Origin of the sequence: Flavobacterium sp., assembly GCF_025352015.1 — a bacterium.
Taxonomy (GTDB): domain Bacteria; phylum Bacteroidota; class Bacteroidia; order Flavobacteriales; family Flavobacteriaceae; genus Flavobacterium.
Genome location: NZ_JANXUG010000027.1, coordinates 29,179 through 55,528, shown reverse-complemented (window position 1 = coordinate 55,528; position 26,350 = coordinate 29,179). Strand labels below are relative to the sequence as shown.

Sequence of the window (26,350 nt, the reverse complement as noted above, 5' to 3'; positions counted from 1 at the left end):
CTTCAAAGAAAAATCATCACCACAAGAATTTATTCAAAATCTGAATAACAAAACATTGTTGAACATTCTCGATACCATAAAAGTGCAGCAAGGCGATGTTTTCTTCCTAGAAACCGGTACAATTCACGCTATTGGCGCCGGAATTATTGTTGCCGAAATTCAGCAAACCTCTGACATTACTTACAGAGTTTATGATTTTGATAGACAAGACGCCAACGGAAACAAACGAGAATTGCATATTGATTTGGCTTTAGAAGCTTTGAATTACGAAAAGATTGAAGCACAAAAATTCTATTCTAAAATTGAAAACATTCCCAACGAAGTAGTCAATTGTCAATATTTTACAACCAATTTTATTCCGCTTGACGGAAATACAAAAATCCATAAAAATCAAACTTCATTTACCGTTTATATGTGTCTAGATGGTGACTTTCAGCTAACAATTGATGGCGAAAACTATACTTATCAAAAAGGCGATACCGTTTTAATCCCGGCTGCTTTAACTGATTTTCAGCTTTCTGGAAAAGCATCAATCTTAGAAATTTATATTTCGTAGTTTGTTTTCTAAAGATTTAGTGTAGTTTTGCACCGAATTTTAAAAATAAAAGAAAATGCCAAGTGTTAAAAATTTAAAGAAAGACATCAACTTCGTTTTAGGAGACATTATAGAGGCGGTTTACATCTATGAAATGACAACTTCCGGAAAACCATCCGACAAAACAAACGCTATCATTGATGAAGCTATCACCTCTTTTGATGGTTTGATTGAAAAAGTGAATGCCAAAAAAGTAGAAAATAAAAAAGCGCATTTTAAGCAAATCAATGCAGATTTAGAACAAACTGCGAATCAATTGGTTGAAAAAATCAACGCTCTTTCATAGAAAAAAGTCGTCAAATATTTTGGTGAATTAATTTTCACTTCTATATTTGCAATAATATGCTTCGCCAGCGTAGCTCAGTTGGCTAGAGCAGCTGATTTGTAATCAGCAGGTCGTGGGTTCGAGTCCCTCCGCCGGCTCCAAAAGAAACCGTTTCGTTTGTTCGAAGCGGTTTTTTATTAGAAATTAAATTAATACGAGAAGTTTATCCCGATGATTATCGGGAAGTGCCTCTGCCGACCCCAAAAAAGGAAAACGAAAGTTTTCCTTTTTTTTATGGAATGAACTCGCAAATCATTTCAATTCGTATCTTTATTGGCTTCAAAATTTTGAAAAGATTTAATATTATTATAAAAATATGTGTTCAACAAAACAAACTGAATTTATGATTAAGGCTATTCAGCTTTCTATCGAAAATGTGAAATCGGGCAAAGGTGGACCGTTTGGTGCCGTAATCGTAAAAGATGGAAAAATCATAGCGCATGGTGCCAATAGCGTGACTTCTACAAATGATCCAACAGCGCATGCTGAAGTTGTTGCGATTAGAAATGCCTGCGCAGCGCTTGGAACTTTCCAATTAGATGGTTGCGAAATCTATACGAGTTGTGAACCATGCCCGATGTGTCTTGGTGCAATCTATTGGGCACGACCAGATCGAATGTACTTTGCCAACACCAAAAAAGATGCTGCTGATATCAACTTTGATGACCAATTTATCTACGAAGAATTAGAACTTCCTTACCAAAACAGAAAATTGGAAACAATTCAAATGATGAATGAAGAAGCTTTGGAAGCTTTCAAACTTTGGTCCGAAAACATCAACAAAATAGAATATTAGATTCTAAATCAGCATGATTCAATTTATTTTAAACAATCAACTCATCAAAACCGACAAGCCGGCAAGTACCACGCTGCTTGATTTTGTTCGTTATGACGAAAACTTACGCGGTACAAAAATCGGTTGCCGTGAAGGCGATTGCGGTGCATGTACCATTTTGATTGGATCGATGAAAGACGGAAAACTCGAATACATGAGTGCTACTTCCTGCTTAACGCCATTACCAAACGTTCACGGAAAACATGTCGTTACGGTCGAAGGTTTAAACTTACCGGATAAATTAAATCAGGCACAGCAAGCCATGGTCGACTGCTCGGGAACCCAATGCGGATTCTGTACGCCTGGTTTTGTAAACTCAATGTGTGGTTATGCGCTGACATGTACTGCACCAACTTTGGAAACTGCAATTAGTGCGATTGATGGGAATATTTGTAGATGCACAGGCTACAAAACCATTGAAAGGGCTTCGGCACAATTAGCTGAAAAATTACTAACGAAAGACCAAAACAATTCACTGCAGTGGCTCGTTACCAACGAATTTGTTCCTGATTATTTTTTAGGTATTGAAGCAAGAGTAAAAGCAATAAAAACTGAATCATACAATTCAAATGGTAGGATTCCAATTGGTGGTGGAACCGATTTATATGTTCAGAAACATGACGAATTGCACGATTTCGATTTGGATTATTTATTCGATAAAAGCGAACTTAACGGAATTTCATTCAACGGAAATACCTGCATCCTAAAATCGTCAGCAACCGTAACCGATTTAATGGAGAATAAAACGTTGTTAGATGCGATTCCGAATTGGTACAAACACTTAAAATTACTTTCGTCAACACCAATCCGAAACATTGCAACCATTGCCGGAAATATCGCCAACGGTTCGCCAATAGGAGATTTTACGATTATTCTTTTGGCAATGAAATCACAACTAACATTGACCAATAAAGAAAATGTAAGTCGAAAAGTATTGCTCAAAGATTTCTATTTAGGCTACAAACAACTTGATAAGAAACCAGACGAAATCATCACCGAAATCGCTTTTGAATTACCAACCAACGGAACGAAATTCAATTTCGAAAAAGTCTGTAAAAGACAATATTTGGATATCGCCAGCGTGAATTCAGCAATGACAATTTCCAGCAATGGAAATACTATCACCGAAGCGCGTGCTTCAATGGGTGGAGTAGGACCAATCCCAAAATATCTGGCGAAGACCAGCGAATTTTTGACAAACAAAGCAATCACAGTTTCAGTCATAAAAGAAGCAGAACAAATCCTGCAAACCGAACTATCGCCAATAAGCGATGCACGTGGAACAGAAGCTTACAAAAGATTATTGGGACGTCAATTGTTCTTCAGCCATTTTATCGAACTATTTCCTGAAACTATTAAAATGGAAGACCTGATATGATTAATATAGACGCACATAATCACGTAAAAGGGAAATCCATTTATCTTGACGATATTCAGGAACTAAAAGGTACTTTATATGCACTTCCTTTCGATTCGACGGTAGCACACGCCAAAATTAAGAGCATAGATTACACAAATGCCTTAAACAGTCACGGAATTGTTTCAATTTTAACAGCCAAAGACATTCCTGGTCAAAACCAAATTGGCGGAATTATTCCTGATGAACCTTTATTTGCCGAAGATGAAGTTCACTTTCGTGGACAGGTAATCGCTTTAATTGTCGGAACTTCCGAGCATCATTGCCGAATGGCAGCAAAATTGATTAAAGTCGAATTCGAAGAACTTCCTGTAATTGTTGACCCAAGAGAAGCACAGGCGAAAGGCAAATTAATCATGCCGCCAAGACAATTCAAATTAGGTGACACCGAATCCGCTTGGGCAAAATGTGAACACGTTTTTGAAGGAAGAAGCGACGTTAACGGGCAGGAACATTTATACATAGAAACGCAAGGTGCTTACGCTCGTCCAAAAGAAGACGGAAGCATTCTCATATCATCATCTACTCAAGGTCCAACAGCCGTTCAACGAATGGTAGCGCAGGTTTTAGGAATTCCGATGCACAAGATTGAAATCGATACGGTTCGTCTTGGTGGCGGTTTTGGTGGAAAAGAAGACCAAGCTACACCTTGGGCAGTTATGGTAGCGTTGGCTTGTCAGATTCTGCACAAACCGGTAAAAATGTCGATGAATCGAATGGATGACATGCGAATGACTGGAAAACGGCATCCGTATTCAGCCGATTTTAAGATTGGTTTGGATAAAGACCTTAAAATCATAGCTTACGAAGTAACGCATTACCAAAATGCCGGAGCGGCAGCCGATTTGTCGCCAGCAGTTATGGAGCGAACATTATTCCATTCGACAAATGCGTATTTTATTCCGAATGTGATTGCGAAAGCATACAGCTGTAAAACTAATTTACCTCCAAACACGGCTTTCCGAGGATTTGGTGGACCACAAGGGAAATTTGTCATAGAAGCTGCCATTGTAAAAGCTGCCGAAAGTTTAGGAGTTTCTCCTGCTGTAATTCAGAAAATGAATCTCGTAAAAGAAGACGACGAACTTTCGTATGGACAAATTCTACAACAGGTAGAAGCGACCAATACTTGGGAAACCTGCATGAAAAGCTATGATTATGAAGCACAAAAAGCAAGAGTCGAAGCATTCAATAAAGATAATAAACGTTTCAAAAAAGGATTAGCAGTTCAGCCGATTTGTTTCGGAATTTCATTTACCAACACGATGATGAATCACGCTCGCGCTTTGGTACACATTTACCATGACGGAAGCGTTGTGGTAAGTACCGGTGGAGTTGAAATGGGACAAGGATTAAATACTAAAATGCTTCAAATTGTAACCGAGACTTTCGGGATACGCGCAAATCGTGTCCGAATAGAATCTACCAATACGTTGCGTGTTGCTAATACCTCGCCAACAGCAGCGAGTGCCGGAGCCGACTTAAACGGAAAAGCTTTGCAAATGGCGTGTAACGCTTTACTGTCGAGATTACTAAAAGTTGCGGAAACCGAATTGAATACTGCCGCATTGCAAATTAATGATGAATTTGTTTTTGCCAATGAGAAGGCTACAGAAATCAGCTGGAAGGATTTGGTGATGAAAGCACACGTAATGAGAGTGGCACTTACGGAGAATTCACATTACGCCACGCCAACTATTCATTACGATAAAACCAAGGAAAAAGGACATCCGTTTGCGTATCACGTTTACGGAACTTCGATTCATGAAGTTACGGTTGACTGCCTTAAAGGAACTTACGATTTTGACAGTGTAAACATCGTGCACGATTTCGGGAAAAGTATGAACCCAACGATTGACAACGGACAAATTGAAGGCGGTTTGGTTCAAGGAATTGGTTGGATGACGTTAGAAGAAATCGTCTACAATGACCAAGGAAGATTAGTATCCAATGCATTGTCAACTTATAAAGTTCCCGATATTTATTCGGTGCCAAAGGAAATCAATATCCAACACCTTGAAACAGAAGGTCACGAACTCGCCATCAAAAAATCAAAAGCCGTTGGTGAGCCTCCGTTAATGTATGGAATCGGAGCCTATTTTGCTATTCGAAATGCAGTAAAAGCTTTTAATCCCAACGCAGATTTGGCTGTAAATGCACCTTACACCCCGGAAAAGGTTTTGATGGATTTGTATAAAAAGGAATAGGTTTTACGTTTATTGGTAAAAGTTCCGCTGTCTAAATTCCCTTTACAGTAGTTCCGACTGCCAAAGCAATAAATCCAATAAGTAATAACGTGTAATTGTGTTCTTTTAATATTTGAACATCTGCGAAGTGTCCAATAATTCCAAGTATACCGCAAATTAATCCAATAATCCAGGTAATTTTCGTTGGTGCTGAAGGGTAGTTCATATAATTAGTTTAGGTGATTTTCCGAAATTAGATTGTTTCAGATATTCAAATATAGCCTATACATTTTAATTAAGAATACAATCTACAGATAATAGTCAATAAATGTGGCTTGAAAAAAAACTTCAACCGGAATAATGCAGTTTTCTTTAATCTAGAATATAGATTCCCGCCTGCGCGGGAAAGACAAATACTATTTCCCAGCTCTATTCTCCAGAATCTTCTTAAACGAACGCCCTCTAATCTCATCCAAAGTCAATCCTGTTGCCAAGACTTCTTCTTCGGTAATTGCGCCGCTGTTTAGGGCACGAAGGAAATAGTTTAATAATCCTTGTCCTGTAGCGGCATCGTCAAATAGATCTCCAATCAAAGTAGCACGGGCTGCTTTTTCCACAAAAGTTTTTAAACGGTCAACGGCGTCGTCATAGCTTTCCAAAAAGAACGCATAAACTGCAGCATAACGCATTGGGAATTGAGCAGGATTTAAATCCCAACCTTGGTAATACCCATTCCACAACGAGTGTCGAATGTGATTGTAACCTTTTTTCCACGCTCGGTGAACGACTTCTTGGTTTTCTTTTTCCTGTGCCGGAGTCAAATTACCACGGTGCGGACCAATAGGCATTGTATTCGTAGCGCCATCGCTCAACCATATTCCGGTATGAGCCAGAGCAACTTTAGTCACATGATGCGCAAAATCGCAAACAGGATGATCCATTTCCTGATATTTCGCCGTAATGCTGCAGCTTGCGGTATAATCGTAAGTTCCAAAATGCATTGCGATGCAACGACCTTGAGCGGCTTTTATAAATCGGTATAAAGGGTTTGTTCCGTCAATATCCATAATAGCTTGCGTGGTTTCGACCATCATTTCCATTTTCAGAGTTCCTTTTACCAAACCTAATTCGTCTTCTAAAATGGTAAAGAAATTTGCCAAGGTTTCCGGTTGCTCTGGAATGGTAACTTTTGGTAACATCACGACAAAATTGTCTGGTAAAATTCCGCCAGTTTCCTTTACTAAAGTCGAAACAAAAATATCCAGTGTACGCAATCCTCTTTCTTTCATCTCTTCAGTAAATGGTTTGATGCGGATACCAATAAAAGGCGAAAGTGTTTTGTCTTTCATTCCTTTGGCAACTTCTTTCGCAGTAGATTCAGCCGTTGCATCTTCCTCTTCATTGCTGCGGTTTCCGTAACCGTCTTCAAAATCAATACGGAAATCTTCAATGGCTTCCGATTTTAATTTGGCAACCACCTTATCATAAATACGTTTGCTAAACTCGTTTCCGCCAGTCAGTCCAAAAGCTTTTCCAAAAACTTCATGATTGTGTGCATAGGTTTCTAATATTTCTAACGCTCTTTTTCCCAAAAGAATAGGAGTATCAGATTTAAAAAGGTTCGCACCACCATACAAGGTATGCACGGGTTGACGCTCGCTTCTGTCACCAGGATAAATATCGTTGAAAGTGTTATTGGCTTTGCTTAAACTGTTGAACAATTGTTCTTTTTTATTTGATGGTATAGTCATAATAATTACTTCTAGTCTGTTCTCTATATTCTTTTCTCTTGCTTCTTGCTCCTTTTCTCTCACCTTAACTTCCTCTGTAAGTACTATATCCAAAAGGATTAACTAACAAAGGCACATGATAATGCGTTTCGTCAAAAGTGCTGAAAATGATTTCCACCTTTGGGTAAAAGGTTTTGGTGTTTGAATAATAGCTTCCGGTATCGAAAACCATTTTATAAGCATCAGGTTTAAGGTTTCGCTGTTGCGGAAGTAAATCTGGAATCCTGCCGTCAACATTGGTAATGCCCTGTGTTATGGTTTGCCAAGTATTATTACGGAAAGCCTGTAACCTTATTGATATGTTCTTTCCGGGAATTCCAGTCGAAGTATCTAAAACGTGTGTTGTGATTTGACTTACTTTAAGGAAACTGAAATCGCCGTCTGGCAGCATCTTTTTAAAACGGATGATGGAAATTTTTTGCTGTTCGCCCATTGCAATATGAAGTTCTTCTTCGGCGGTGTTCTGCAATCTATCTTCTAACAGAGCCAACATTTCTGTTGCTGATTTTCCGGTAGCGCAAACAATGAAAATGAAACCGAATTTATTTTCATAATCGATATTGGCTTTCGCCAAAGCTTCTATGGTCTGGTGAGTCGCCACTGCAACTCCGGCTTGTTCTTTGCCAGCAAACTTTTCAGTCAGGCTTTTGACATCGCCAATTTTCGGATGATATGTGAATGATTCACGCCAATCCGATTCAGTACATTCGTCATACCATATTTGGGAAGACAAATGCACCAATTGCTTTTCGGATGTAAATGGAAAGTTTTTCATCATTCCATCTGCCCATCGGTTTGAACCACAACAAGCGAATAATTCCTTTATTGCCGATTCTTTATCTAAATTATTAAATGCAGTTAAATTCATAACGTTTTATTTTAGGCTCGCACCTTGTTCAATCCAACACCGAATCATGTTTCGTTCTTCTTCGGTGATGTTGGTTTTATTATTTTGAGGCATTGTTTTGGTAACAACCACGCGCTGCATAATCAAATCTCTTTTATTGTAAATATCCTCTGGCGTATCATATTTTACTCCGTTGGGAGCCGTTTTATAAACATCGTCAGTTGGCGATGATGAGTGGCATTGTACACAACGCTTTTGAACAATCGTCTGAACTTCTGTAATGCTTACTTCTTTTTTACATTCATACGGATTAGTGCTTGGCGCCGAAATAAAGCAGGCTGCCAAAAGAATCACAACCGAAACCGGGAGAATCCATACGTTGAGCTGCTTTTGTTCTTTTAGATTCAGATAGTGTTTTACACCTGCTGCTCCAAGTGAAATTATCGCCAGTATCAGCCACGGATATTCATACCCAAAGGTAGACGGAAAGTGATTACTTACCATCACGAACAATACAGGAAGTGTAAAATAATTGTTGTGTAAGGAACGTGCCAATGCTTTTTTTCCTAAACTCGGATCTAACGGAATGCCTAATTTTGCACAACCCACCATTTCCTTTTGTCCTGGAATAATCACAAAGAACACATTGGCAACCATAAGGCTTCCAATCATCGCTCCAAAATGAATGTACGCTGCACGCGCACTGAATATATGACAATAGAACCAGGCAAATGCAATCAGGAATACAAAACCAATTACCGCAAATGTCAATTGATTTTTGATTAGTGATGATTTGCACATCTTGTCGTAAATCAGCCAGCCAACTACAAACGAACTAACTCCGATTAGGATTCCTTCCGTTGCCGTAATGTCCAAAACATTCTTATCTATTAAGAAAGCAGAAGCATTAAAATAATAAACCACGAACAGCAAGCAAAAACCAGATAGCCATGTAAAATAGGCTTCGTATTTGAACCAATGCAGGTGTTTCGGAATTGTCTTTGGCGCAACTTTATATTTCTCTAGATAATAAAACCCGCCACCATGCACTGCCCAAAGATTTCCGGCTAATTCATCACGTACGTCTTCTGTACGGTTTAATGCATTTTCAAGGAAAACAAAATAAAACGAAGCACCAATCCAGGCAATCCCGAAGGTAATGTGCATCAATCGAATGACAATATTCAGCCATTCCATCATCTGCGCTTCCAATGGTGTCCCCTGTACAAGAATATAAGTGTTAATCAGGATTCCGACAATGGCCATCAGCATTCCGGCATAAATATAATTCATGCTCGTGTTGCGGATATCATCATCCGTTTCAGGGTCTTTTTGGGATTTACCTTTTATGAAGTTGGGCATTTTGTATGACATATAGCCCAGCGTAACCAATACGCTGAAATACACTACATACAAAACAATTATTACGAAGGTTCCTATTGACACTACTTATTGATTTTACCAAACAATCGTAAACGGCTGATACCACCGTCAGGGAAAATGCTCAATCTGACGTGCGTTATTCCGCTATGCGTATTTATTTCTTTTACAAATTCGTGTCCGTTATCAGCACTTAATTTTTGTTGTGGTAATAAAACCTGCCAATTACCGCCATCGATAACATAATCGTCATTATCGCTTACACAGCATTCAATCGAACAACTATCAGGATAGTTTCCTTTAAAATGACAGGTGTCGACAACTATTTTGTCAACCGTTCCTCTTTGTGCTAATTTTAGTATAACCCAATCGCGATTATTTGGTGTACGGTTTCTTTTGGTTTCCCAGCCGTCTCCCATATTCGCACCACGATTAGGCATAATCAGGTTGCTCATTGCACTGAAGAACATATCGTTGCAAGCAATTGCTTGTCCGCCATTTATTGCAGCCGTTAAATCTATTGTTTCATTTGCCGAAACAGCATCCCAGTTTTTAAAAACTTCCCCATAAACCCGGAAACGGGCTACGCCGCCATCAGGATAAATATGTAAACGCAAATGCGTAAAGATTTCATTGCTTTCGCATTCGTAAAAATTCTGCGAACCTGCATCTAAATGGGATTTTGGCAGAAGTTCTTTCCATGCTAAATTCTCCCAATCCGTAATTCCATCGGCATTTGACAAATTAATGGCTTCAACCGAAGCATGTGGCGGATGGTTTCCTAAAAAGAAATTGGTGTCAATATCAAAACCGCTAATTTTTCCTGAAACACCCAATTGAATTACAGCCCAATCGTTTCCTGGAGTTCTTTTGCGGCGACTTTCCCAGCCGTCCATCCATTTTCCTCTGTCTGTATATTTATCGGTAATAAAAATGCCTCTTGTTGGCAGGATTAAGTTTTCTTTTTCTGCGAAGAAATCATCTGTACTATATAAAACCTTTCCGCCTAAACGTTCTGCTGCTAAATCGGTAAGTGCTGTAAATGCTGGCGATTCTTTTATAATCTCGGTTACTTTTGCAAAAGCCATTGTCCTTTATTTTTGTTTTGTATTAATTTATTCTGATAAACAGTTGCGCCATTTACTATGGTTTCAAGCACTTTTCCGTTTAAGTTTTGCGCAATATATGGACTTATTTTATATCTAAAAAAAATGTCTTCGGGTTTTACTAAATCGATTTTGTCAGGATTCCATATCACAATATCGGCATCGTTGCCAATCTTGATTGTTCCTTTGGTTGAAGCCTTAATAAACCGCGCCGGTTCTGAAGTCACTAACGGAATAAATTGTTCCAAAGTCATCGTTTTATTAAGAGCTGTCCATGAAGCAGTTAATAAGAATTGAATACCCGCAATTCCGCCCCACGCTTTCTTCAGATTACCACTTTCCATTTCTTTGATATTGGGTGGAGCAGGCGAGTGGTCTGTAGTAATAAAATCCAAAACTCCTGAACCAAAAGCTTGTTTCAATTGGTCATTGTTCGCCTTTTCACGTATTGGTGGCGCACATTTATAGATGCAGTTTCCGTCCGGAATAGCCTCGGCATTAAAGAAAATGTATTGCGTGCAGGTTTCGGCGGAAATTGGTAAACCTTCTTTCTTGGCAGCTTCAATTTTGGATAACGCTTCCGCGGATGCGACGTGAACGATATGAACTGGGCAATTGTGTTTTCGGCACATCCGAATCATTAAGTCAATGGCGTCATTCTCCCATTTCTTTGGACGACTGGCAAGATAATGTTGATAGCTTGTTGGATTGTTTTCGAAATCACAATCAACTTCGGTATCGTATAATTCGCAGTGTGTCAATAACGGAATATTGTATTTGGCAATAATTGGCATCGCTTCGTCCAAATCTTTTTCGGTTACATTAGGAAATTCATCAATGCCTGAATGTGTCAAGAAACATTTTACGCCTACAACTCCAGATCGAATCAGTTCTTCTAAATTACCCGTATTTCCGGGAATTAATCCTGCATAGAAACCAACATTGACATTCATTTTACCTTTTGAAGCTTCTAGTTTTTGATTAAACGCGTCCAAAGTTGTCGTTACCGGACTTGCATTCAAAGGCATATCGATAATCGTTGTGCTACCAGCAGCAGCAGCAGCTTGAGTAGCAGTTTCGAAACCTTCCCATTCGGTTCTTCCAGGTTCGTTAATATGAACGTGCACGTCAATAACACCGGGCATAATTACAGAATTGCCATAATCATTAGCACCATCCAATTTATTGAAATTTATAGCTATAATTTTGTCAGTAAAAGTTATTGTAGCGGGTTGTAGTTTATTGTCAACCCAAACTCGACTACTATATATTTTTCTTTCGTGCACTGTAATTTAGTTTTGGATTTACCCGAAAGGCAAACATACAAACTTAAGTATAAAAAATTAATTTTGGATAAGTAAATACTGTGGTAGTTATTTGTTGTACAACAAGCGAAATAAAAATCAGCTAAACAAAAAATAGTTTTCGATTTTAAAAAAGTAAAAGTTTAGTCTATGTCGATTTTTTTTAATTATTTCGACCTACTTTTGAATCATGTCGATTGAATCGACATAGTAAAAAAGCAATATCTTTTTTTACAAATCTATAAGTTAACTTTTAAATGACAAAATCCTTTTACAAAGAACTTCAACAAGCCTTGCAATCCGAAAAGCGATTAGTTTTGATGGTTGTGATAACCAATGAGGGAAGCAGTCCAGGGCGAAAAGGATTTAAAATGGCAGTGACTAAAAATGCAATGTTTGGCACAATTGGCGGTGGAATAATGGAGCATAAGTTGGTAGAATATGCACAATCACTTTTGGGCAAACCATCTTTTGAACCATTAATAAAACATCAAATCCACGATAAATCCGCACCAAAAGACCAATCGGGAATGATTTGTTCAGGTCAGCAGACTATTGCTTTTTTTAATATTACGAATGAATTTATTCCATTGGTTAACCAAATTCTAACGGAAGAAAATTTCAAGATAACATATAACAATTTTGGAATTAATGTTCCTTCTGAAAATGAAGCATGGTCGTTTACTGAAAGCAATATTCAACGTCAGAAAGTATACATTATTGGCGGCGGACACGTTGGTTTAGCGTTGAGTGAAGTGCTGTCACGCATGGATTTTGAGATTCATATTTTTGATCATCGGGAAAACCTGAATACTATGATACAAAATCAGTTTGTTGATTCGATACAAACCGTCGAGTTGGGACAAATAGATGCTTATATTCCGGAAGGAAATGACGTTTACGTGGTGATTATGTCTTTTGGTTATCGTACCGATGATGTAATTATCCGAAAATTAATCAACAAGAATTTCAAATATATTGGGATGTTGGGCAGTAAAGAAAAGATTGCAACCTTGTTTCAAAGTATGATTGTCGATGGTTTTGATAAAGATAGAATTGCCCAAGTCTATGCTCCAATTGGGATTGATATAAAAAGTGAAACTACTCAAGAAATTGCTATCAGCGTTGCGGCACAATTGATTAGAGTTAAAAACCAAAATAGATGATTTCGACTTCTGAAGCTTTTTCAATACTAGAAAATCTCAAATATTCTAAAAGAATAGTGGAAATTCATTTACTAGAATCTCTAAATTATGTCCTGGCTGAAACGGTTTTTTCGCCTATCAATATGCCTCCATTCCGTCAAGCTACGATGGATGGTTTTGCGATTAGTTTGCACGATTCGTTGCACTATGAAATAGTTGGTGAAGTCAAAGCGGGCGATTTTTTAGACACAAAATTAAAACCGGGTCAAGGTGTAAAAATATTCACTGGTGCAGCAATTCCTTTACTGGCGCAAGCAGTAATTCAGATTGAAAAAGTATTCGTAAGCGATTTAAATATATATTTAGACGAAATTATTAAACCAGAAACTAACGTCCGCCAACTTGGTGCGCAAATTGGTAAAGATGCAGTTGCCTTACCAAAAGATTCGTATTTAAATCCTGCTGCGATTGGATTCCTTACTGCTTTAGGAATGACCAAAGTGAAAGTTTATCAAAAGCCAACTATTGGCATTGTAGTAACTGGAAATGAATTGGTTACCGCTGGCGAGAATTTGCCATACGGAAAAGTGTATGAAAGCAATGCAATAATGCTGCAAACTGCCTTGCACAATGCAAATTTCAACGTTATTTCTAAGTATCAAGCGGATGATAATTTTGAAAACACCAAAAAAACATTGGAAAAAGCTATAAATCAAAATGATATTGTATTGGTTTCTGGCGGAATATCTGTTGGCGATTATGATTTTGTCGGCAAAGCTTTAGAGCGTCTAAATGTAGAAATATTGTTTTATAAAGTAAATCAAAAACCTGGAAAACCTTTATTGGTTGGTAAACAGGACGATAAAATTATTTTTGCCTTACCCGGAAATCCAGGAGCGAGCCTGACTTGTTTTTACGTGTATGTGTTGCCAATGCTGCAAAAACTTTCTGGAATTAATTATAATTATGGTTCGACACTGAAGAAAAATTTGGCACATGATTTTACTGTTGATAATTTGCGTTCCCAGTTTTTGAAAGCATCGATTGTAGTCGATGAAGTAACGATACTCTCACATCAGGATTCGGGAATGTTGAATTCTTTTGCGCTCGCAAAGGCTCTAGTTTATGTGTCCGAGGGGAAATATCAATTGTTAAAAGGCGATAAAGTTTCGGTCTACCTTATTTAAAAAAAAGATTTGTCGCTATATTTACGGTTCGTTAATTTTTTAAAATATGCTTGCAAGCGAACTTCTCCCATCCCAGTTATTACTTTTTTTATTGCTCCTTGTAGCCTTTTTATATGCGAGCGTTGGACACGGTGGCGCTAGTGGTTACTTGGCTTTGATGAGTTTATTTGCGTTTCCAATGTCGTTTATGAAACCCACTGCATTGGTACTCAACATATTGGTTTCTGGAATTTCTTTTTATTTTTACTATCGTGAAAAGAAATTTGAGTGGAATTTATTTTATCCCTTTGCAATAACCTCGATTCCATTTTCTTTTTTAGGCGGTAGCATTTCTATTGAAACGCACATTTACAAAATTATCTTGGCCACAGTTTTGCTATTTGCCGTTGCAAGATTATTGGGTTTAATCGGAAAACAAAAAGAACAATTGGAATCAATAAACATTCCGTTAGCCCTTTTAATTGGTGCCATAATTGGTTTTTTATCAGGCTTGATTGGTATTGGCGGTGGCATTATTTTGAGTCCAGTAATTTTGCTTTTAGGTTGGGCCGATATCAAAAAGAGTGCTGCTGTTTCAGCATTATTTATTTTTGTGAATTCAATTTCAGGACTTTTCGGATTTGTATCGAAAGGAGGAACTTTGCCAATATCTTCGGTATCTTTGATTACTGTAGTTTTGATAGGCGGAATTCTTGGGGGTTATTTTGGAAGTAAAAAAATGAATACCGTTGTCCTTCGAAATATTTTAGCTGTTGTATTGCTTATCGCCATCTTTAAATTATACACCACCTAATGGAAATAATTATAAAATACTTCGGAATTATAGCCGATATTACCTCGAAAACAGAAGAAGTTATTTTTATTGAAGATGACTGTATCACTTTAAAATTAATACAATCAAAAATCGAAATAAAGTATCCTAAAATACTGGTTATTAATTATTCAATAGCAGTAAATAAAAAATTCCTACAAAATGATATTTTGTTAAAAAACAAAGATATAATCGCTTTTTTACCACCCTTTGCTGGAGGTTGAATAATGGATTAGAAACTGAAATAAATTCAGCCTAAATGAAACGATACGAAAGACAAATTGCCTTGCCTGAAATTGGAATTTCTGGTCAGCAGAAACTCTCCCAAGCCAAAGTTTTAATCATTGGTATTGGTGGCTTGGGATGTACTGTTTTGCAAAATTTAGTAGCTGCAGGAGTAGGAAAGATTGGGATTGTGGACGGCGATGTTGTGGAAGAAACCAACTTACATCGTCAGTTTTTGTATAATTTAGATGTTTGTGGAAGAAAAAAAGTTGAAGTTGCTGCTGAAGTTGTCAAAAAACAAAATTCAGAAGTTGACATAAGTGTTTATTCAGAATATTTGAACAAACTAAACTGTCTCGAAATTGTAGCTGATTTTCAAATTATTGTAGACTGTTCCGATACTATCCCGACGCGCTATTTGGTTAACGATTTGGCTGTCAGAAAGGGAATTCCAATGGTTTATGCTTCAATTCATAAATTTGAAGGACAGCTTTCGGTTTTCAACTACAAAAATGGGTCAACTTATCGCTGTTTGTTTCCTGAAAACGAAAGATTGGAAGCCATTCCAAATTGTAATGATTCTGGAGTTTTAGGAGTTTTACCTAATATTTTAGGAGCAATGCAAGCAAACGAAGTATTGAAAATTATTCTTGGAATTGGTGCCGTTTACTATGGGAAATTATTAATTTTTAATAGTTTAGATAATAGCTCACAAAGTATTAAAATTGAGAAGATTGAAAATATAATTAATAAAAGCTTTCTTATTCATAGGGGTATTACAGTACTTGATTTTTTTGCCAATAAAAATGCTTTAATAATTGACATTAGAGAAGCATATGAAGAACCAAAATTAGATTTAGAAACTTTCGAAAACGTACCTTTGTCTGAATTGGATATTTTTATGAAAGACGTTAACATAAATCAAAAAGTAATTCTTGTTTGCCAACACGGAAACCGCAGCGCATTAGCAGTTGATTATCTTATAAAAAAAGGATTTTTAAATGTTTTTCATTTGCAAAACGGCATCTTATCTTTAGAAAACAGCTATAGCCATGATACCTAGTAATCAAAAAAAAACATCGTTTATACAAGGTTCCATTTCTGCAGAATTCATTGGAAATTCTATTGCTAAACATCAAAGTAAAATCACAATAGGGGCACATAACATCTTTCTTGGGCAAGTTCGAGCTGATGTCATCGATGGCAAAACGGTTACTGCAATTGAATATACTGCTTATGAAGAAATGGCAGAAAATAGTTTTTTTGAAATTCGTGAAGCGGCTTTTGCCAACTATGAATTGTCTTGCATGCATATTTATCACAGTCTGGGATTGGTTAAAGCGGGAGAAATTTGTCTTTTTGTATTTGTTTCAGCACCTAGACGAAAAGTTGTATACAAAGCTTTAGAATTTTTAGTTGAAGAGATTAAGGAAAAAATTCCCATTTTTGGCAAAGAAATTTTTGAAGATGAATCGTATACTTGGAAAAAAAACATATAAAATGGTCGATATCACTCATAAAATTACAACATTACGAACAGCCGTGGCGCAAGCTATTGTAAAGGTGAGTTCAAACGAGACTATTCAAGCTGTATTAAACAATAAAGTTCCAAAAGGTAATGTGTTAGAAGTGGCAAGGACGGCAGGATTATTTGCCGTCAAAAATACTTCGAGTGTTATTCCCGATTGTCATCCAATACCTATTGAATACACAGGGATAAAATTTGATTGTCAAGAATATTGCATCAAGATTGAAGTTACAGTTAAAACAATTTACAGAACGGGAGTAGAAGTTGAAGCCATGCACGGTGCATCTGTAGCAGCTTTGACGGTGTTTGATATGCTGAAACCAATAGATAAAAATGTCGAAATTTTGACGGTGAAATTAGTACACAAAAAAGGAGGTAAATCAGATTATAAAGTGGCGCAATTTCAAAAGTTAAATATTGCTATAATGGTTTGTTCGGATAGTGTTTCAGCCAGAACTAAAGAAGACCAATCAGGTAAAATAATTACTCAAAAATTAGAAAAACTGGGATTGTTTATCGCTCATTATGACATCATTCCTGATGATATAACCGTAATTCAAAAGTTAATTAGTGATCATTGTACGTCCAAAATAGACCTTATTATTATGACAGGTGGAACAGGTTTATCGCATAGAGATGTAACGCCCGAGGCAATCCTTCCGTTAATTGATCGAAGAATTCACGGAATCGAAGAAGCCATTCGGTCCTATGGTCAAGAACGAACGCCATTTGCAATGTTGTCTAGAAGCGTTGTAGGTTTTAAAGGAAATACGCTACTTATGGCATTGCCCGGTTCAACAAGTGGCGCAGCAGAATCTATAGACGCAGTTTTTCCGTCGGTGTTGCATTTATTTCAATTAATAAACGGATTTGATCATGCTAAATAATACACTTTTAAAAGATGACTTTAATCGTAAACACGATTATTTGCGTATTTCAATTACTGAGCATTGTAATTTGAGATGTACCTATTGCATGCCCGAAGAAGGAATTTTGCTTACGCCAAAGCAGCATTTGATGACTGCTGATGAAATTATTTCTGTAGCGAAAACCTTTGTAAATCTTGGCGTGACCAAAATCAGGCTGACTGGTGGAGAACCATTGATTCGAAAAGATGCCGCAGAAATCATGGTTAGATTGGGGAAATTAGAAGTCAATTTGACCCTTACAACCAACGGAATTTTAATTCCTAATTTTATTGAAACTTTTAAAGAAGCAGGAATTAAAAACATCAACATTAGTATTGATAGTTTGATAAAAGACAAGTTTAATACGATTACAAAGCGAGATTATTTTGATGTAGTTCAAAAAAACATCAATTTATTACTGGGTGAAAAATTTAATGTCAAACTTAATGTGGTTTTGATTAAAGCATTTAACGACAACGAAATATTGGATTTTATTGCTTTGACAAAAAATAAAAATGTTCAAGTTCGATTTATTGAATTTATGCCTTTTTCGGGCAATCAATGGGACAAGTCGAAATTGGTTTCGTATGATGAAATTCTTGATGTCATTCAATCCAAATACGCTATTTCCGAAATCGAACGTTTGCACGATGCAGCAAATGATACAGCAAAAAACTTTAAAATTAATTCGCATATAGGCAGTTTTGCCATTATAAGTTCGGTTACTAATCCGTTTTGTAGTACGTGTAATCGCATTCGCCTTACGGCCGATGGAAAACTTAAAAACTGTCTGTTTTCAAATATTGAAACACCTTTATTAGAAACATTACGACTAGGAGAATCGATACTTCCGTTAATTCATCAAAATTTAATGACAAAAATGGCGGTTCGCGCAGGAATGGATGACGATTCTAAATTCCAAAATCCGGAGTTGTACTTTCAGAACAGAACAATGATTGCTATTGGAGGATAATTTCACGATGAGCAGTTCAGAACCTTGTTGATAAGTTTGTAGTACGTGATATTTTAACTAGTAATTTACTTTTTAATTTTAAATAACTAACCAATCATATAAACTATGATTAAAAATATAAACTTATGAAAAAACAATTTGCAGAATTTTTTGGCACCTATTGGCTCGTCTTTGGCGGTTGTGGTAGTGCACTGTTTGCTGCAGGAATTCCTAATTTGGGAATAGGATTTGTTGGTGTATCTCTCGCTTTTGGCTTAACTGTTTTGACGATGGCGTATGCGGTGGGTCATATTTCGGGAGGCCATTTTAATCCTGCAGTCTCTTTAGGACTTTGGGCAGGAGGCAGATTTTCGGCAAAAGATTTAGTTCCGTATATTGTTTCACAATGCGTTGGAGCACTTGCTGCAGCGGGCACTTTGTTTATTATTTGTTCAGGGAAAGCTGGTTTTATGATTGATAATACCAAAGCAGGTGCTTTTGCATCCAATGGTTACGGTGCTTATTCTCCAGACGGTTATTCGATGCAATCGGCTTTTATTGCAGAATTTGTTTTGACTATGTTTTTTTTACTCGTAATACTCGGGACTACCGATAAATTTGCCAATACCAAATTTGCTGGAGTTGCCATTGGACTTGCCTTAACGCTAATTCATTTGGTAAGTATTCCCATTACTAATACTTCTGTAAATCCGGCTCGTTCCTTATCACAAGCGTTGTTTGTTCAAGGCGAAGCATTATCGCAGGTTTGGTTGTTTTGGGCGGCTCCAATTCTAGGTGCAGTTGTTGCAGGATTACTTTACAAAAATCTGTTACAAGATTATTCGGAGGCTTAATTTTTGAATTTAATTTTATAAAGAGAAAAGAGTGAAATCATTCATTTTTTTCTCTTTATTTTTGCATTATGAATTCACTTTTCCCAAAAGAAAAAATTACGTTTGACCTTCCCGATGCTACGATTGTGTATTATCCTAATTTTTTTGAAAATGGTAGTGCCGATGCATTTTTTGAAAGTTTAAAAAATGAAATTCCGTGGCAGCAGGACAAGATTACAGTTTATGGGAAAACACATCCGCAACCCAGATTGACGGCACTTTTTGGTAACGAAGGCAAACCTTACCACTATTCGAATATTGTAATGCAGCCCAATGCTTGGAGTATTTTATTGTTATTTATTAAAAACAAAATTGAAGAAATAGTTACTGAAAATTTCACGACTGTTTTGCTGAATTATTATCGTGATGGCAGAGACAGCAATGGCTGGCATGCTGATAATGAGAAAGAATTAGGAATAAATCCAATTATTGCTTCGGTGAGTTTTGGTGCGGAACGGTTTTTTTATTTGCAGCACAATACCATTGCAGCACAAAAGTTAAAACTAAATTTGAAACACGGAAGTTTACTAATTATGAGCGGAACAACACAACATTTTTGGAAACATCAAATAGCGAAAACAGCAAAACCAATTGGTCCAAGAATAAATCTTACGTTTAGGATAATAAAATAGGTATTCCATTTAATTTTTGAATTTTTAGAGACCTCTCTTTTCATATAAAATTGTTTTAATTTCTTAAAAGTTGAAAAAATAATACTATTGTTAACCAACAAATTACTATTTTTACTAATATTGAATTTCAAAGTAAGCAACAAGGAATATTTTTATAAAATGCTTTTACAGAAATGAAAAAAAGTAAGTTAGTAGAACTTGATTACGAACAATTAGAACGGATTGTCAGCATGGCGCAAGAGGGAAAAAAGCCTTTTGAAGTAATTAAAGAAGAATTTGGGCTATCAGAAAACGAAGTTAGTGAAATGATGCGAAAGCTACTTTCCAAAGATAAATTTGAACTTTGGAAGAAGAAAGTTGCAGGAAGCAAGCCAAAACCAAAATTAATTATCGACGACTTTGATGATTTGGATAGTAAATATTATATCAAAAATAAATTTGATTAATCCTAAAAACTCTTGTGCAGCAAGAGTTTTTTTTATTGTTTAGTTAATCAAATCTAAAAATTTGTAATCCCTTGTAACTATTGATTATTTTTGAGGACTTATCCAAAAAAAATTGTAGCAATGAAAAAATTAATTTTAAGTATTGTTTTTATTTTGGCGGTTTCTAACTTCAATGCAACAGCACAAAAAAAAGCACTAAAAGAAGTAGAAAAAGTAACCATCGATCTCAATCATGTAAAAGATGACAAGGTTATGGTAACTATAATTCCGCCAAAAATGGTTGGTAATGATGTGGTATTTCATCTCCCAAAAACAGTTCCAGGAACTTATTCTGCCGATAATTACGGAAAGCTTATCGATGATTTAAAGGCATTTGATAAAACCGGAAAAGAACTAAAAACAGCTAAAACAGATGAAAACTCCTGGAAAATTTCTAATTCAAAATCTTTATCCAAAATCACTTATTGGGTAAACGACACTTTCGACACTGAAACGGGGAAAGGATTTGGCAAAGACGATATCTTTTCGCCAGCAGGTATAAATATTCTTGAAGGCAAAAATTTTATGGTCAACAATCACGGTTTTGTGGGTTATTTTGACAACAAAACCGAGATAAATTTTAACTTAACTATTTTGCATCCTGCCACCCTTTTTGGAGCAACTTCTTTAATAGATAGCGATAAAAGTACTACAGTAGATAATTTTGTTGTAGCGCGTTATTTTGACTTGACCGACAATCCTATCATGTATGCCAAACCAGATTATGAAACATTTACTGTTGATGGAATGCAAATATTGTTCAGCGTATATTCGCCAACAGGCATACACACAGCCAAAGAATTATTGCCCGATTTAGAAAAAACAATGCGGGCTCAAAAAGCCTTTTTGGGTTCTATTAACACCAACAAAAGATACACCGTTTTGCTTTACCTGTCAGATGTAAAACAACCCGATGCCAAAGGATATGGAGCACTAGAACATCATACTTCAACCACGGTAGTGTTTCCTGAATTAATGCCTAAAGAAGCTTTGGGCGAACAGTTAAAGGATGTAGTGTCGCACGAATTTTTTCACACTGTAACTCCCTTGAGCATTCACTCAAAAGAAATTCAATATTTTGATTACACCAACCCAAAAATGTCCAAACATTTATGGATGTATGAAGGTGTGACCGAATATTTTGCCAATCTCTTTCAAGTAAATCAAGGATTAATTGATGCCGATGCGTTTTATGAAAGAATGGCAACAAAAATAACCAATGCTTCTAGCTTAAATGACACCATGCCGTTTACCGAAATGAGTGCCAATGTGCTTGTAGATCCCTATAAAGACCAGTACTTAAATGTATATGAAAAAGGCGCTTTAATAGGAATGTGTATTGATATTATCATCCGTGAAAAAAGCAATGGACAAAGAGGAATTCTAGATTTAATGAAAAAATTATCCAAAGAATATGGTGTGAATAAGCCGTTTAATGACGACGAACTTTTTGGCAAAATCACTCAACTAACGTATCCCGAAGTAGGCGAATTTTTAATCACTTATGTTTCTGGAAAAACCCCAATACCTTACGAATCCTATTTTGCAAAAATGGGCGTAACCAAAGGAAAAATTCAGATTCCAGTAAATCCATTGTTAAAAGATCGGTCAACGCCTTATATCACCGTAAACCCTACAACGAAAGAGATTATCGTCATTCCGAGTACAGAATTAAACAACTTTATGAATAATTTAGGGCTAAAAGGAGGTGATGTTATTATGGCAATAAACAATAAACCCTATAATCTAGATACCATTTACGATCTGATAATAGAAAGCCAAAACTGGAAAACAGACGACGCGATAAGTGTGAAAATAAAGAGAGATAACGTAGAACAAACCATAAACGGCAAAGTAAAACTGAATTTTGACGAGGCGCAAGGCTATAAATTTACCGATACCTCAAAACAGGTTCTGAATACTTCTTGGCTGAAAGGATAAGTTATCTTTTTGCCAACTGTAAATCCTCAATTTGAATGTCAAATTGAGGATTTTTTATAAGCCATTCCCATGAACGTTATCGTTTCATCGCAAAATGTCCTTTATGAATTTTTCCATCACTACGGGTTACATAAAACCAGTAATCATCTGACGGTACAAGACTGCCATTATAAGTGCCGTCCCAGGCTTCTATACAATTCATTACTTTGAGCATTTTGCCATAACGGTCAAATATTTTCACCTTGAAGTCGGCTTCATACTGCGAAAAATTTATGCGCCAATTATCATTTATGCCATCACCATTTGGAGTGAAATACTTTGAATAGTTTAACAGTACTGCTTCGTCAAGCACTGTGCCGCAGCCAAATTTATCTCTGACATATACATGATAAATTCCAGGCAATAAACCCGTAAATTCATTGCTGTCTTGGTACACAATTCCATCTATTGAATATTCATATATGCCTAAACCAGTTACTGTAATTATAATGCTATTGTTATTTTCTGTCCAGTCAAATTCCTCAATTTTAGTAATTGTGGCAGGATTTGATAAAAAGATATTAAAATCTTTGCGCGAATCACAAGTAAGGCTTCCGTGATCCTCTGTAACAACCACCCAATAATTACCTGGTGAAGCTATAGTGATTGCATTGGTTGTTTGTGTTGTTGACCAAGTGTAGCTATCAAAACCCGAATCTGCTTCGATTAAAACAGTCTTAAATTCACAGAGAGGGTATTTATCTTCCATAACAATTCTAGGCGAATCTATGAAAGTAAATGACAAGGCAGCGACTTTATGACAAGCATCAGCAGAGGTAACACGTACATAAACAGTATTATTAGTATTACTCAAATTACAAGCGGTATAGTTGGCAATACTTCCAGTGGCGTTTCCTATTTCGGCATCGGCAGCAGTCGTGAAATAAGAAAACCCAAAAGCATTTACATTGGCAATAAGATTGGTATTATAAAACGTTAAATCTACATTTTCAGAACCATCATTTAGTTTATCACACAAGTTGATATGATAATCAATGGCGGTCGGAATAGCAAGAAAATGACTGTTTAAATATACATAGCCAGTATAAGATCTGCAATTAATTCCTTTTTTTACAACCACTTGAAAATTTGCTGGTCCATTCAAGTTATCCAATGTATTATTGGTTGACCAAGTTGCACCTCCGTCAAAACTATACTCGTCACCAGGTGTTAAAATTTTCAGTGAGGCATAAGTACCACAACCAGCTTCTGTAAGATCATAATCGGGATAACTGTCTTGTAAATTATTTAAATAAACATAAGCATTGGGCGACGTACAGCCTTGTGAATCTCTAATTTTAACGAGGTAACTTCCGCTTGTCAAATTCAAAAATACATTTGAAGCTTGCCAAGTTGTTCCGCCATCAATACTAAATGACATGGCAGGAGTTGTTATTGTTATGCCACCCAGTGCACCACAAAAAGGATTGTCTTTGACATATAATGGGAGTGCTAAAAATTCGCTACTTAAAGAAACACTGTTAAAATTAGAAATACAACCCTGTGCGTCTTTTGTTCGAATTAAATAAATACCCGATGCTAGTCCGGTTGCAATGTTATTAGTGGTCCACGTTACGCCATCATCAAAACTATATTCAGCAGCTGTTGAAGTAATGGTGATGCTTCCTCTATCCCCACAAAAAAGAGGGTCAACAGAGGTAAAATCGGGAAAAGAAGATAAATAAGGGATGATGCTCACATTAGAATTATAAGAAGTACAGCCCGAGGCAGTTCTTATTTTAACCGAATAAGTTCCGTAAGGTAAGTTGTTTTTTATCGAATTTGTTTCCCATGTTACTCCATTATCATAACTATATTCCGATGCTGTTGACGTAACTTGAATAGCGCCAGTAGCGGTAAAACAAGTTGGCTGCGTCAACACAATAGACGGTAATGGCGCTACCGAATTACTTAAAATAGTTACCGAGCCATTTGCAATACAACCATAAGAATCTGTTACTCTAACCGTATACGTTCCCACTGCACCTACTGATATACTTTGAGTAGTTTGTAAGCTACCAGCCCACAAATAGCTCACTCCGGGTGATGCGGTGAGCGTAGTGCTGCCCGAACAAACGTTTAGTATACCGCTAATACTTGCAAACGGGTTTTTAACAATAAGTTGAACCCCAATTATTTTATAACACGTTGCACTTTGTGTAACTCTTACAAAAATAGTTGTAGAATAACTTTCATAATTTGTAAAGGCAACAATAGGATTTGTATTGTTTGTGGCATCGGTTAAATTAGTAAAGTAGCTAAAAGTTAATCCATTTGCATTGGTAACAATACCGCTATTGACATTCGAAAGATTAAAAAATTCTTTCCCATCATTATTGTTATCACACAATGTTAAACTCGTAGTTTGAACGGCAACATTGCAATTTACACAATTCAAAAACCAAATATCCCAACCCGGATTTGCATCGTCATCTGTTGCCGAATTGAAGCTGGTACCGCTGCAGTTGGTTTGTGTAATTCCAAAATTTATTGTGGCAGAAACGTTGTAACTCTCGGTGATTATGTTTGGTAAATTGGCAGCAACCAAGTCAAAACAAAAACGTTTGGTAACTAAATCCAAAGTTGTCGGTGTTTGCGAAGTATAAATTACCGTACCAGTTGCATCTCTGACGTTCAGTACAACCGATGTAACAGTAGCATTGATAGTGCCCGAAGTAGGTATGGTAAAACTTCCACATACTGAAATAGGTAATGTTGGGCATATTTTATACAATGGATCTAATTGGATACTGCCTTGAAGATTTTCGTTGGCGTGCAACAAGCAAATATCATCAACATAGGCGTAGCCAAAATGGCCATTCAAACCACATCGTGAAGCCATTATTTCGAGAGTAAAATTTTCATTATTTGGAATTGATGAAATATTTAATATTCCGGCTTGCCAGTTTGGGGTATAAAGTATAATATTGCCACCTTCAACAATATTGGCTTGTTTGAAAATACAGTTAGTAGGTGTGCCAATTAAACAAAATTCATCAACCACCACGCCCGAATGATTTACGACTCTTGCTTTAAAATATGGTTGTTCGTTATCATGGTCATTTGTTGTAATACTTTGTAAAACAGCTTTATAATTAAAAACTAATTGCGTTTCATTGTTGGTTTTAAAACGTTTGGCTTGCAGTAAACCCATAGTTGGAGAAGATTCCTTATAATTAAGTTTTAAAGTATATTGATCATATGCATTAATATTACCAATAAATTCATCAATAAAATTAGAGGGAACTGTTGAAACCATAAGGCCAACATCATTTGGGTCGTATTGTTTAATTCTTAAATTCGCAACTTCCGAAATGGGTTTGCATTGCATCGGGTTTAACGGAGCTCCATCGATATATTCATAGTTTTTTAAAACATTAGTACCCGAAATAGTATCAAACTCTTCAAAACTTCCGTTACTGCATAGCGGAACAGCACTTAATGATGTAATAGAAGTAATGCTTTTTTTACGTTGTAATGAAATATTTTTTTGTTCATTTTCGAAAAAAACTTTTCTCTTAAAAGCATCAGTAATTAAGTGACCTAATCTATCCTCAATTTTCCGATCATTCAAAACAGTTTTGAACAGTATCTTTTCATTGGTTTTATTTTGACCAAAAATAGCGGTACTTGACAATAGTAGAAAAAAAAACAGTACAGTTTTCATAAATTACGCTGTAAGACAAGAAAATAAATATAAGAAAGTTCTTGTGAATAAAAAAACAAATTTATGATTTATTTAGTTTTATATCAACGACATTAGCAATCAACATACTTTTTATTAAAGATTTATTAATGACTATTTTATTTCTATAGTAA

General features: G+C 36.3%; 23 protein-coding genes, 1 tRNA gene and 1 pseudogene. 18 read left to right on the top strand and 7 right to left on the bottom strand.

From position 1 onward, the window contains the following. The 6 genes and pseudogenes from Q0Q96_RS03095 to Q0Q96_RS03070 form a co-directional block, all read left to right on the top strand. Positions 1-556: pseudogene (locus Q0Q96_RS03095) on the top strand (mannose-6-phosphate isomerase); the annotation flags it as partial. 55 nt (positions 557-611) lie between these two features. Continuing rightward, complete coding sequence (locus Q0Q96_RS03090) at positions 612-881, top strand: hypothetical protein (RefSeq protein ID WP_293871589.1); 270 nt, start codon at positions 612-614, stop codon at positions 879-881. A gap of 63 nt (positions 882-944) precedes the next feature. Continuing rightward, positions 945-1,021 (top strand) — tRNA-Thr (locus Q0Q96_RS03085). Between the two features lie 215 nt (positions 1,022-1,236). Next, a complete protein-coding gene (locus Q0Q96_RS03080) occupies positions 1,237-1,716 on the top strand; it encodes a nucleoside deaminase (RefSeq protein ID WP_293871587.1) in 480 nt (159 codons plus the stop codon). A 13-nt stretch (positions 1,717-1,729) separates the two neighbouring features. Next, entirely contained in the window at positions 1,730-3,133 is a 1,404-nt protein-coding gene (locus Q0Q96_RS03075; protein ID WP_293871585.1) for an FAD binding domain-containing protein, read from the top strand. Continuing rightward, positions 3,130-5,379 carry a molybdopterin cofactor-binding domain-containing protein gene (locus Q0Q96_RS03070; protein ID WP_293871582.1) on the top strand — a complete coding sequence of 750 codons (2,250 nt, stop codon included), beginning with the start codon at positions 3,130-3,132 and terminating at the stop codon, positions 5,377-5,379. The genes Q0Q96_RS03075 and Q0Q96_RS03070 overlap by 4 nt, the downstream gene beginning before the upstream one ends. A gap of 31 nt (positions 5,380-5,410) precedes the next feature. Here the strand turns inward: Q0Q96_RS03070 and Q0Q96_RS03065 are convergent, their stop codons facing one another. The 6 genes from Q0Q96_RS03065 to allB all read right to left on the bottom strand — a co-directional run bounded on the left by Q0Q96_RS03065 (position 5,411) and on the right by allB (position 11,767). Next, positions 5,411-5,584, bottom strand: coding sequence for a hypothetical protein (locus Q0Q96_RS03065; protein ID WP_293871579.1), 174 nt, complete (start codon positions 5,582-5,584; stop codon positions 5,411-5,413). A 190-nt stretch (positions 5,585-5,774) separates the two neighbouring features. Further along, positions 5,775-7,202 (bottom strand): aldolase/citrate lyase family protein, encoded by a 1,428-nt coding sequence (locus Q0Q96_RS03060; protein WP_293871576.1) that lies wholly within the window; start codon positions 7,200-7,202, stop codon positions 5,775-5,777. Further along, positions 7,174-8,016 (bottom strand): 2-oxo-4-hydroxy-4-carboxy-5-ureidoimidazoline decarboxylase, encoded by an 843-nt coding sequence (gene uraD / locus Q0Q96_RS03055; RefSeq protein ID WP_293871574.1) that lies wholly within the window; start codon positions 8,014-8,016, stop codon positions 7,174-7,176. The genes Q0Q96_RS03060 and uraD overlap by 29 nt, the downstream gene beginning before the upstream one ends. Before the next feature lie 6 nt (positions 8,017-8,022). Further along, positions 8,023-9,441 (bottom strand): urate hydroxylase PuuD, encoded by a 1,419-nt coding sequence (locus Q0Q96_RS03050; RefSeq protein WP_293871571.1) that lies wholly within the window; start codon positions 9,439-9,441, stop codon positions 8,023-8,025. After that, complete coding sequence (alc, locus tag Q0Q96_RS03045; RefSeq protein ID WP_293871568.1) at positions 9,441-10,463, bottom strand: allantoicase; 1,023 nt, start codon at positions 10,461-10,463, stop codon at positions 9,441-9,443. The genes Q0Q96_RS03050 and alc overlap by 1 nt, the downstream gene beginning before the upstream one ends. Then, the gene (gene allB, locus Q0Q96_RS03040; protein ID WP_293871565.1) at positions 10,445-11,767 is read right to left on the bottom strand and encodes an allantoinase AllB; all 1,323 of its coding nucleotides are present in this window, start codon (positions 11,765-11,767) and stop codon (positions 10,445-10,447) included. Before allB ends, alc begins: the two co-directional genes overlap by 19 nt. A 275-nt stretch (positions 11,768-12,042) precedes the next feature. Between allB and Q0Q96_RS03035 the strand changes: the two genes are divergently transcribed. The 12 genes from Q0Q96_RS03035 (at position 12,043) to Q0Q96_RS02980 (ending at position 22,492) form a co-directional block, all read left to right on the top strand. Then, entirely contained in the window at positions 12,043-12,951 is a 909-nt protein-coding gene (locus Q0Q96_RS03035) for an XdhC/CoxI family protein (RefSeq protein ID WP_293871562.1), read from the top strand. Beyond that, positions 12,948-14,117, top strand: coding sequence for a molybdopterin molybdotransferase MoeA (locus Q0Q96_RS03030; protein WP_293871559.1), 1,170 nt, complete (start codon positions 12,948-12,950; stop codon positions 14,115-14,117). The genes Q0Q96_RS03035 and Q0Q96_RS03030 overlap by 4 nt, the downstream gene beginning before the upstream one ends. Before the next feature lie 46 nt (positions 14,118-14,163). Beyond that, on the top strand, positions 14,164-14,910 hold the full coding sequence (locus tag Q0Q96_RS03025) for a sulfite exporter TauE/SafE family protein (RefSeq protein ID WP_293871557.1): 747 nt from the start codon (positions 14,164-14,166) through the stop codon (positions 14,908-14,910). Continuing rightward, positions 14,910-15,152, top strand: a complete 243-nt coding sequence (locus Q0Q96_RS03020; RefSeq protein WP_293871554.1) for a MoaD/ThiS family protein — start codon at positions 14,910-14,912, stop codon at positions 15,150-15,152. Before Q0Q96_RS03025 ends, Q0Q96_RS03020 begins: the two co-directional genes overlap by 1 nt. Before the next feature lie 35 nt (positions 15,153-15,187). Then, a complete protein-coding gene (locus Q0Q96_RS03015) occupies positions 15,188-16,216 on the top strand; it encodes a HesA/MoeB/ThiF family protein (protein ID WP_293871552.1) in 1,029 nt (342 codons plus the stop codon). After that, positions 16,206-16,652 carry a molybdenum cofactor biosynthesis protein MoaE gene (locus Q0Q96_RS03010; RefSeq protein WP_293871550.1) on the top strand — a complete coding sequence of 149 codons (447 nt, stop codon included), beginning with the start codon at positions 16,206-16,208 and terminating at the stop codon, positions 16,650-16,652. Before Q0Q96_RS03015 ends, Q0Q96_RS03010 begins: the two co-directional genes overlap by 11 nt. A gap of 1 nt (position 16,653) precedes the next feature. After that, positions 16,654-17,568, top strand: coding sequence for a bifunctional molybdenum cofactor biosynthesis protein MoaC/MoaB (moaCB, locus tag Q0Q96_RS03005; RefSeq protein WP_293871595.1), 915 nt, complete (start codon positions 16,654-16,656; stop codon positions 17,566-17,568). Beyond that, positions 17,558-18,562, top strand: a complete 1,005-nt coding sequence (gene moaA, locus Q0Q96_RS03000; RefSeq protein ID WP_366068857.1) for a GTP 3',8-cyclase MoaA — start codon at positions 17,558-17,560, stop codon at positions 18,560-18,562. Before moaCB ends, moaA begins: the two co-directional genes overlap by 11 nt. A 125-nt stretch (positions 18,563-18,687) precedes the next feature. Further along, on the top strand, positions 18,688-19,395 hold the full coding sequence (gene aqpZ, locus Q0Q96_RS02995) for an aquaporin Z (protein ID WP_293871547.1): 708 nt from the start codon (positions 18,688-18,690) through the stop codon (positions 19,393-19,395). 68 nt (positions 19,396-19,463) lie between these two features. Next, positions 19,464-20,066 carry an alpha-ketoglutarate-dependent dioxygenase AlkB gene (locus Q0Q96_RS02990; RefSeq protein ID WP_293871545.1) on the top strand — a complete coding sequence of 201 codons (603 nt, stop codon included), beginning with the start codon at positions 19,464-19,466 and terminating at the stop codon, positions 20,064-20,066. A 173-nt stretch (positions 20,067-20,239) separates the two neighbouring features. Beyond that, on the top strand, positions 20,240-20,512 hold the full coding sequence (locus Q0Q96_RS02985) for a TIGR03643 family protein (RefSeq protein WP_293871543.1): 273 nt from the start codon (positions 20,240-20,242) through the stop codon (positions 20,510-20,512). Positions 20,513-20,632: 120 nt separating this feature from the next. Continuing rightward, positions 20,633-22,492 carry a peptidase M61 gene (locus Q0Q96_RS02980; RefSeq protein WP_293871540.1) on the top strand — a complete coding sequence of 620 codons (1,860 nt, stop codon included), beginning with the start codon at positions 20,633-20,635 and terminating at the stop codon, positions 22,490-22,492. A 76-nt stretch (positions 22,493-22,568) separates the two neighbouring features. Here Q0Q96_RS02980 and Q0Q96_RS02975 read toward each other — a convergent pair whose 3' ends face one another. Next, positions 22,569-26,198 (bottom strand): T9SS type B sorting domain-containing protein, encoded by a 3,630-nt coding sequence (locus Q0Q96_RS02975; protein ID WP_293871538.1) that lies wholly within the window; start codon positions 26,196-26,198, stop codon positions 22,569-22,571. Positions 26,199-26,350: the final 152 nt, after the last annotated feature.

Bases quoted from the DNA above. Each gene is read 5' to 3' on its own strand.
- Q0Q96_RS03090 (WP_293871589.1), top strand. From the start codon at position 612: ATGCCAAGTGTTAAAAATTTAAAGAAAGACATCAACTTCGTTTTAGGA.
- Q0Q96_RS03080 (WP_293871587.1), top strand. From the start codon at position 1,237: ATGTGTTCAACAAAACAAACTGAATTTATGATTAAGGCTATTCAGCTT.
- Q0Q96_RS03075 (WP_293871585.1), top strand. From the start codon at position 1,730: ATGATTCAATTTATTTTAAACAATCAACTCATCAAAACCGACAAGCCG.
- Q0Q96_RS03070 (WP_293871582.1), top strand. From the start codon at position 3,130: ATGATTAATATAGACGCACATAATCACGTAAAAGGGAAATCCATTTAT.
- Q0Q96_RS03065 (WP_293871579.1), bottom strand. From the start codon at position 5,584: ATGAACTACCCTTCAGCACCAACGAAAATTACCTGGATTATTGGATTA.
- uraD (WP_293871574.1), bottom strand. From the start codon at position 8,016: ATGAATTTAACTGCATTTAATAATTTAGATAAAGAATCGGCAATAAAG.
- alc (WP_293871568.1), bottom strand. From the start codon at position 10,463: ATGGCTTTTGCAAAAGTAACCGAGATTATAAAAGAATCGCCAGCATTT.
- Q0Q96_RS03035 (WP_293871562.1), top strand. From the start codon at position 12,043: ATGACAAAATCCTTTTACAAAGAACTTCAACAAGCCTTGCAATCCGAA.
- Q0Q96_RS03030 (WP_293871559.1), top strand. From the start codon at position 12,948: ATGATTTCGACTTCTGAAGCTTTTTCAATACTAGAAAATCTCAAATAT.
- Q0Q96_RS03025 (WP_293871557.1), top strand. From the start codon at position 14,164: ATGCTTGCAAGCGAACTTCTCCCATCCCAGTTATTACTTTTTTTATTG.
- Q0Q96_RS03020 (WP_293871554.1), top strand. From the start codon at position 14,910: ATGGAAATAATTATAAAATACTTCGGAATTATAGCCGATATTACCTCG.
- Q0Q96_RS03015 (WP_293871552.1), top strand. From the start codon at position 15,188: ATGAAACGATACGAAAGACAAATTGCCTTGCCTGAAATTGGAATTTCT.
- Q0Q96_RS03010 (WP_293871550.1), top strand. From the start codon at position 16,206: ATGATACCTAGTAATCAAAAAAAAACATCGTTTATACAAGGTTCCATT.
- moaCB (WP_293871595.1), top strand. From the start codon at position 16,654: ATGGTCGATATCACTCATAAAATTACAACATTACGAACAGCCGTGGCG.
- moaA (WP_366068857.1), top strand. From the start codon at position 17,558: ATGCTAAATAATACACTTTTAAAAGATGACTTTAATCGTAAACACGAT.
- aqpZ (WP_293871547.1), top strand. From the start codon at position 18,688: ATGAAAAAACAATTTGCAGAATTTTTTGGCACCTATTGGCTCGTCTTT.
- Q0Q96_RS02990 (WP_293871545.1), top strand. From the start codon at position 19,464: ATGAATTCACTTTTCCCAAAAGAAAAAATTACGTTTGACCTTCCCGAT.
- Q0Q96_RS02985 (WP_293871543.1), top strand. From the start codon at position 20,240: ATGAAAAAAAGTAAGTTAGTAGAACTTGATTACGAACAATTAGAACGG.
- Q0Q96_RS02980 (WP_293871540.1), top strand. From the start codon at position 20,633: ATGAAAAAATTAATTTTAAGTATTGTTTTTATTTTGGCGGTTTCTAAC.
- Q0Q96_RS02975 (WP_293871538.1), bottom strand. From the start codon at position 26,198: ATGAAAACTGTACTGTTTTTTTTTCTACTATTGTCAAGTACCGCTATT.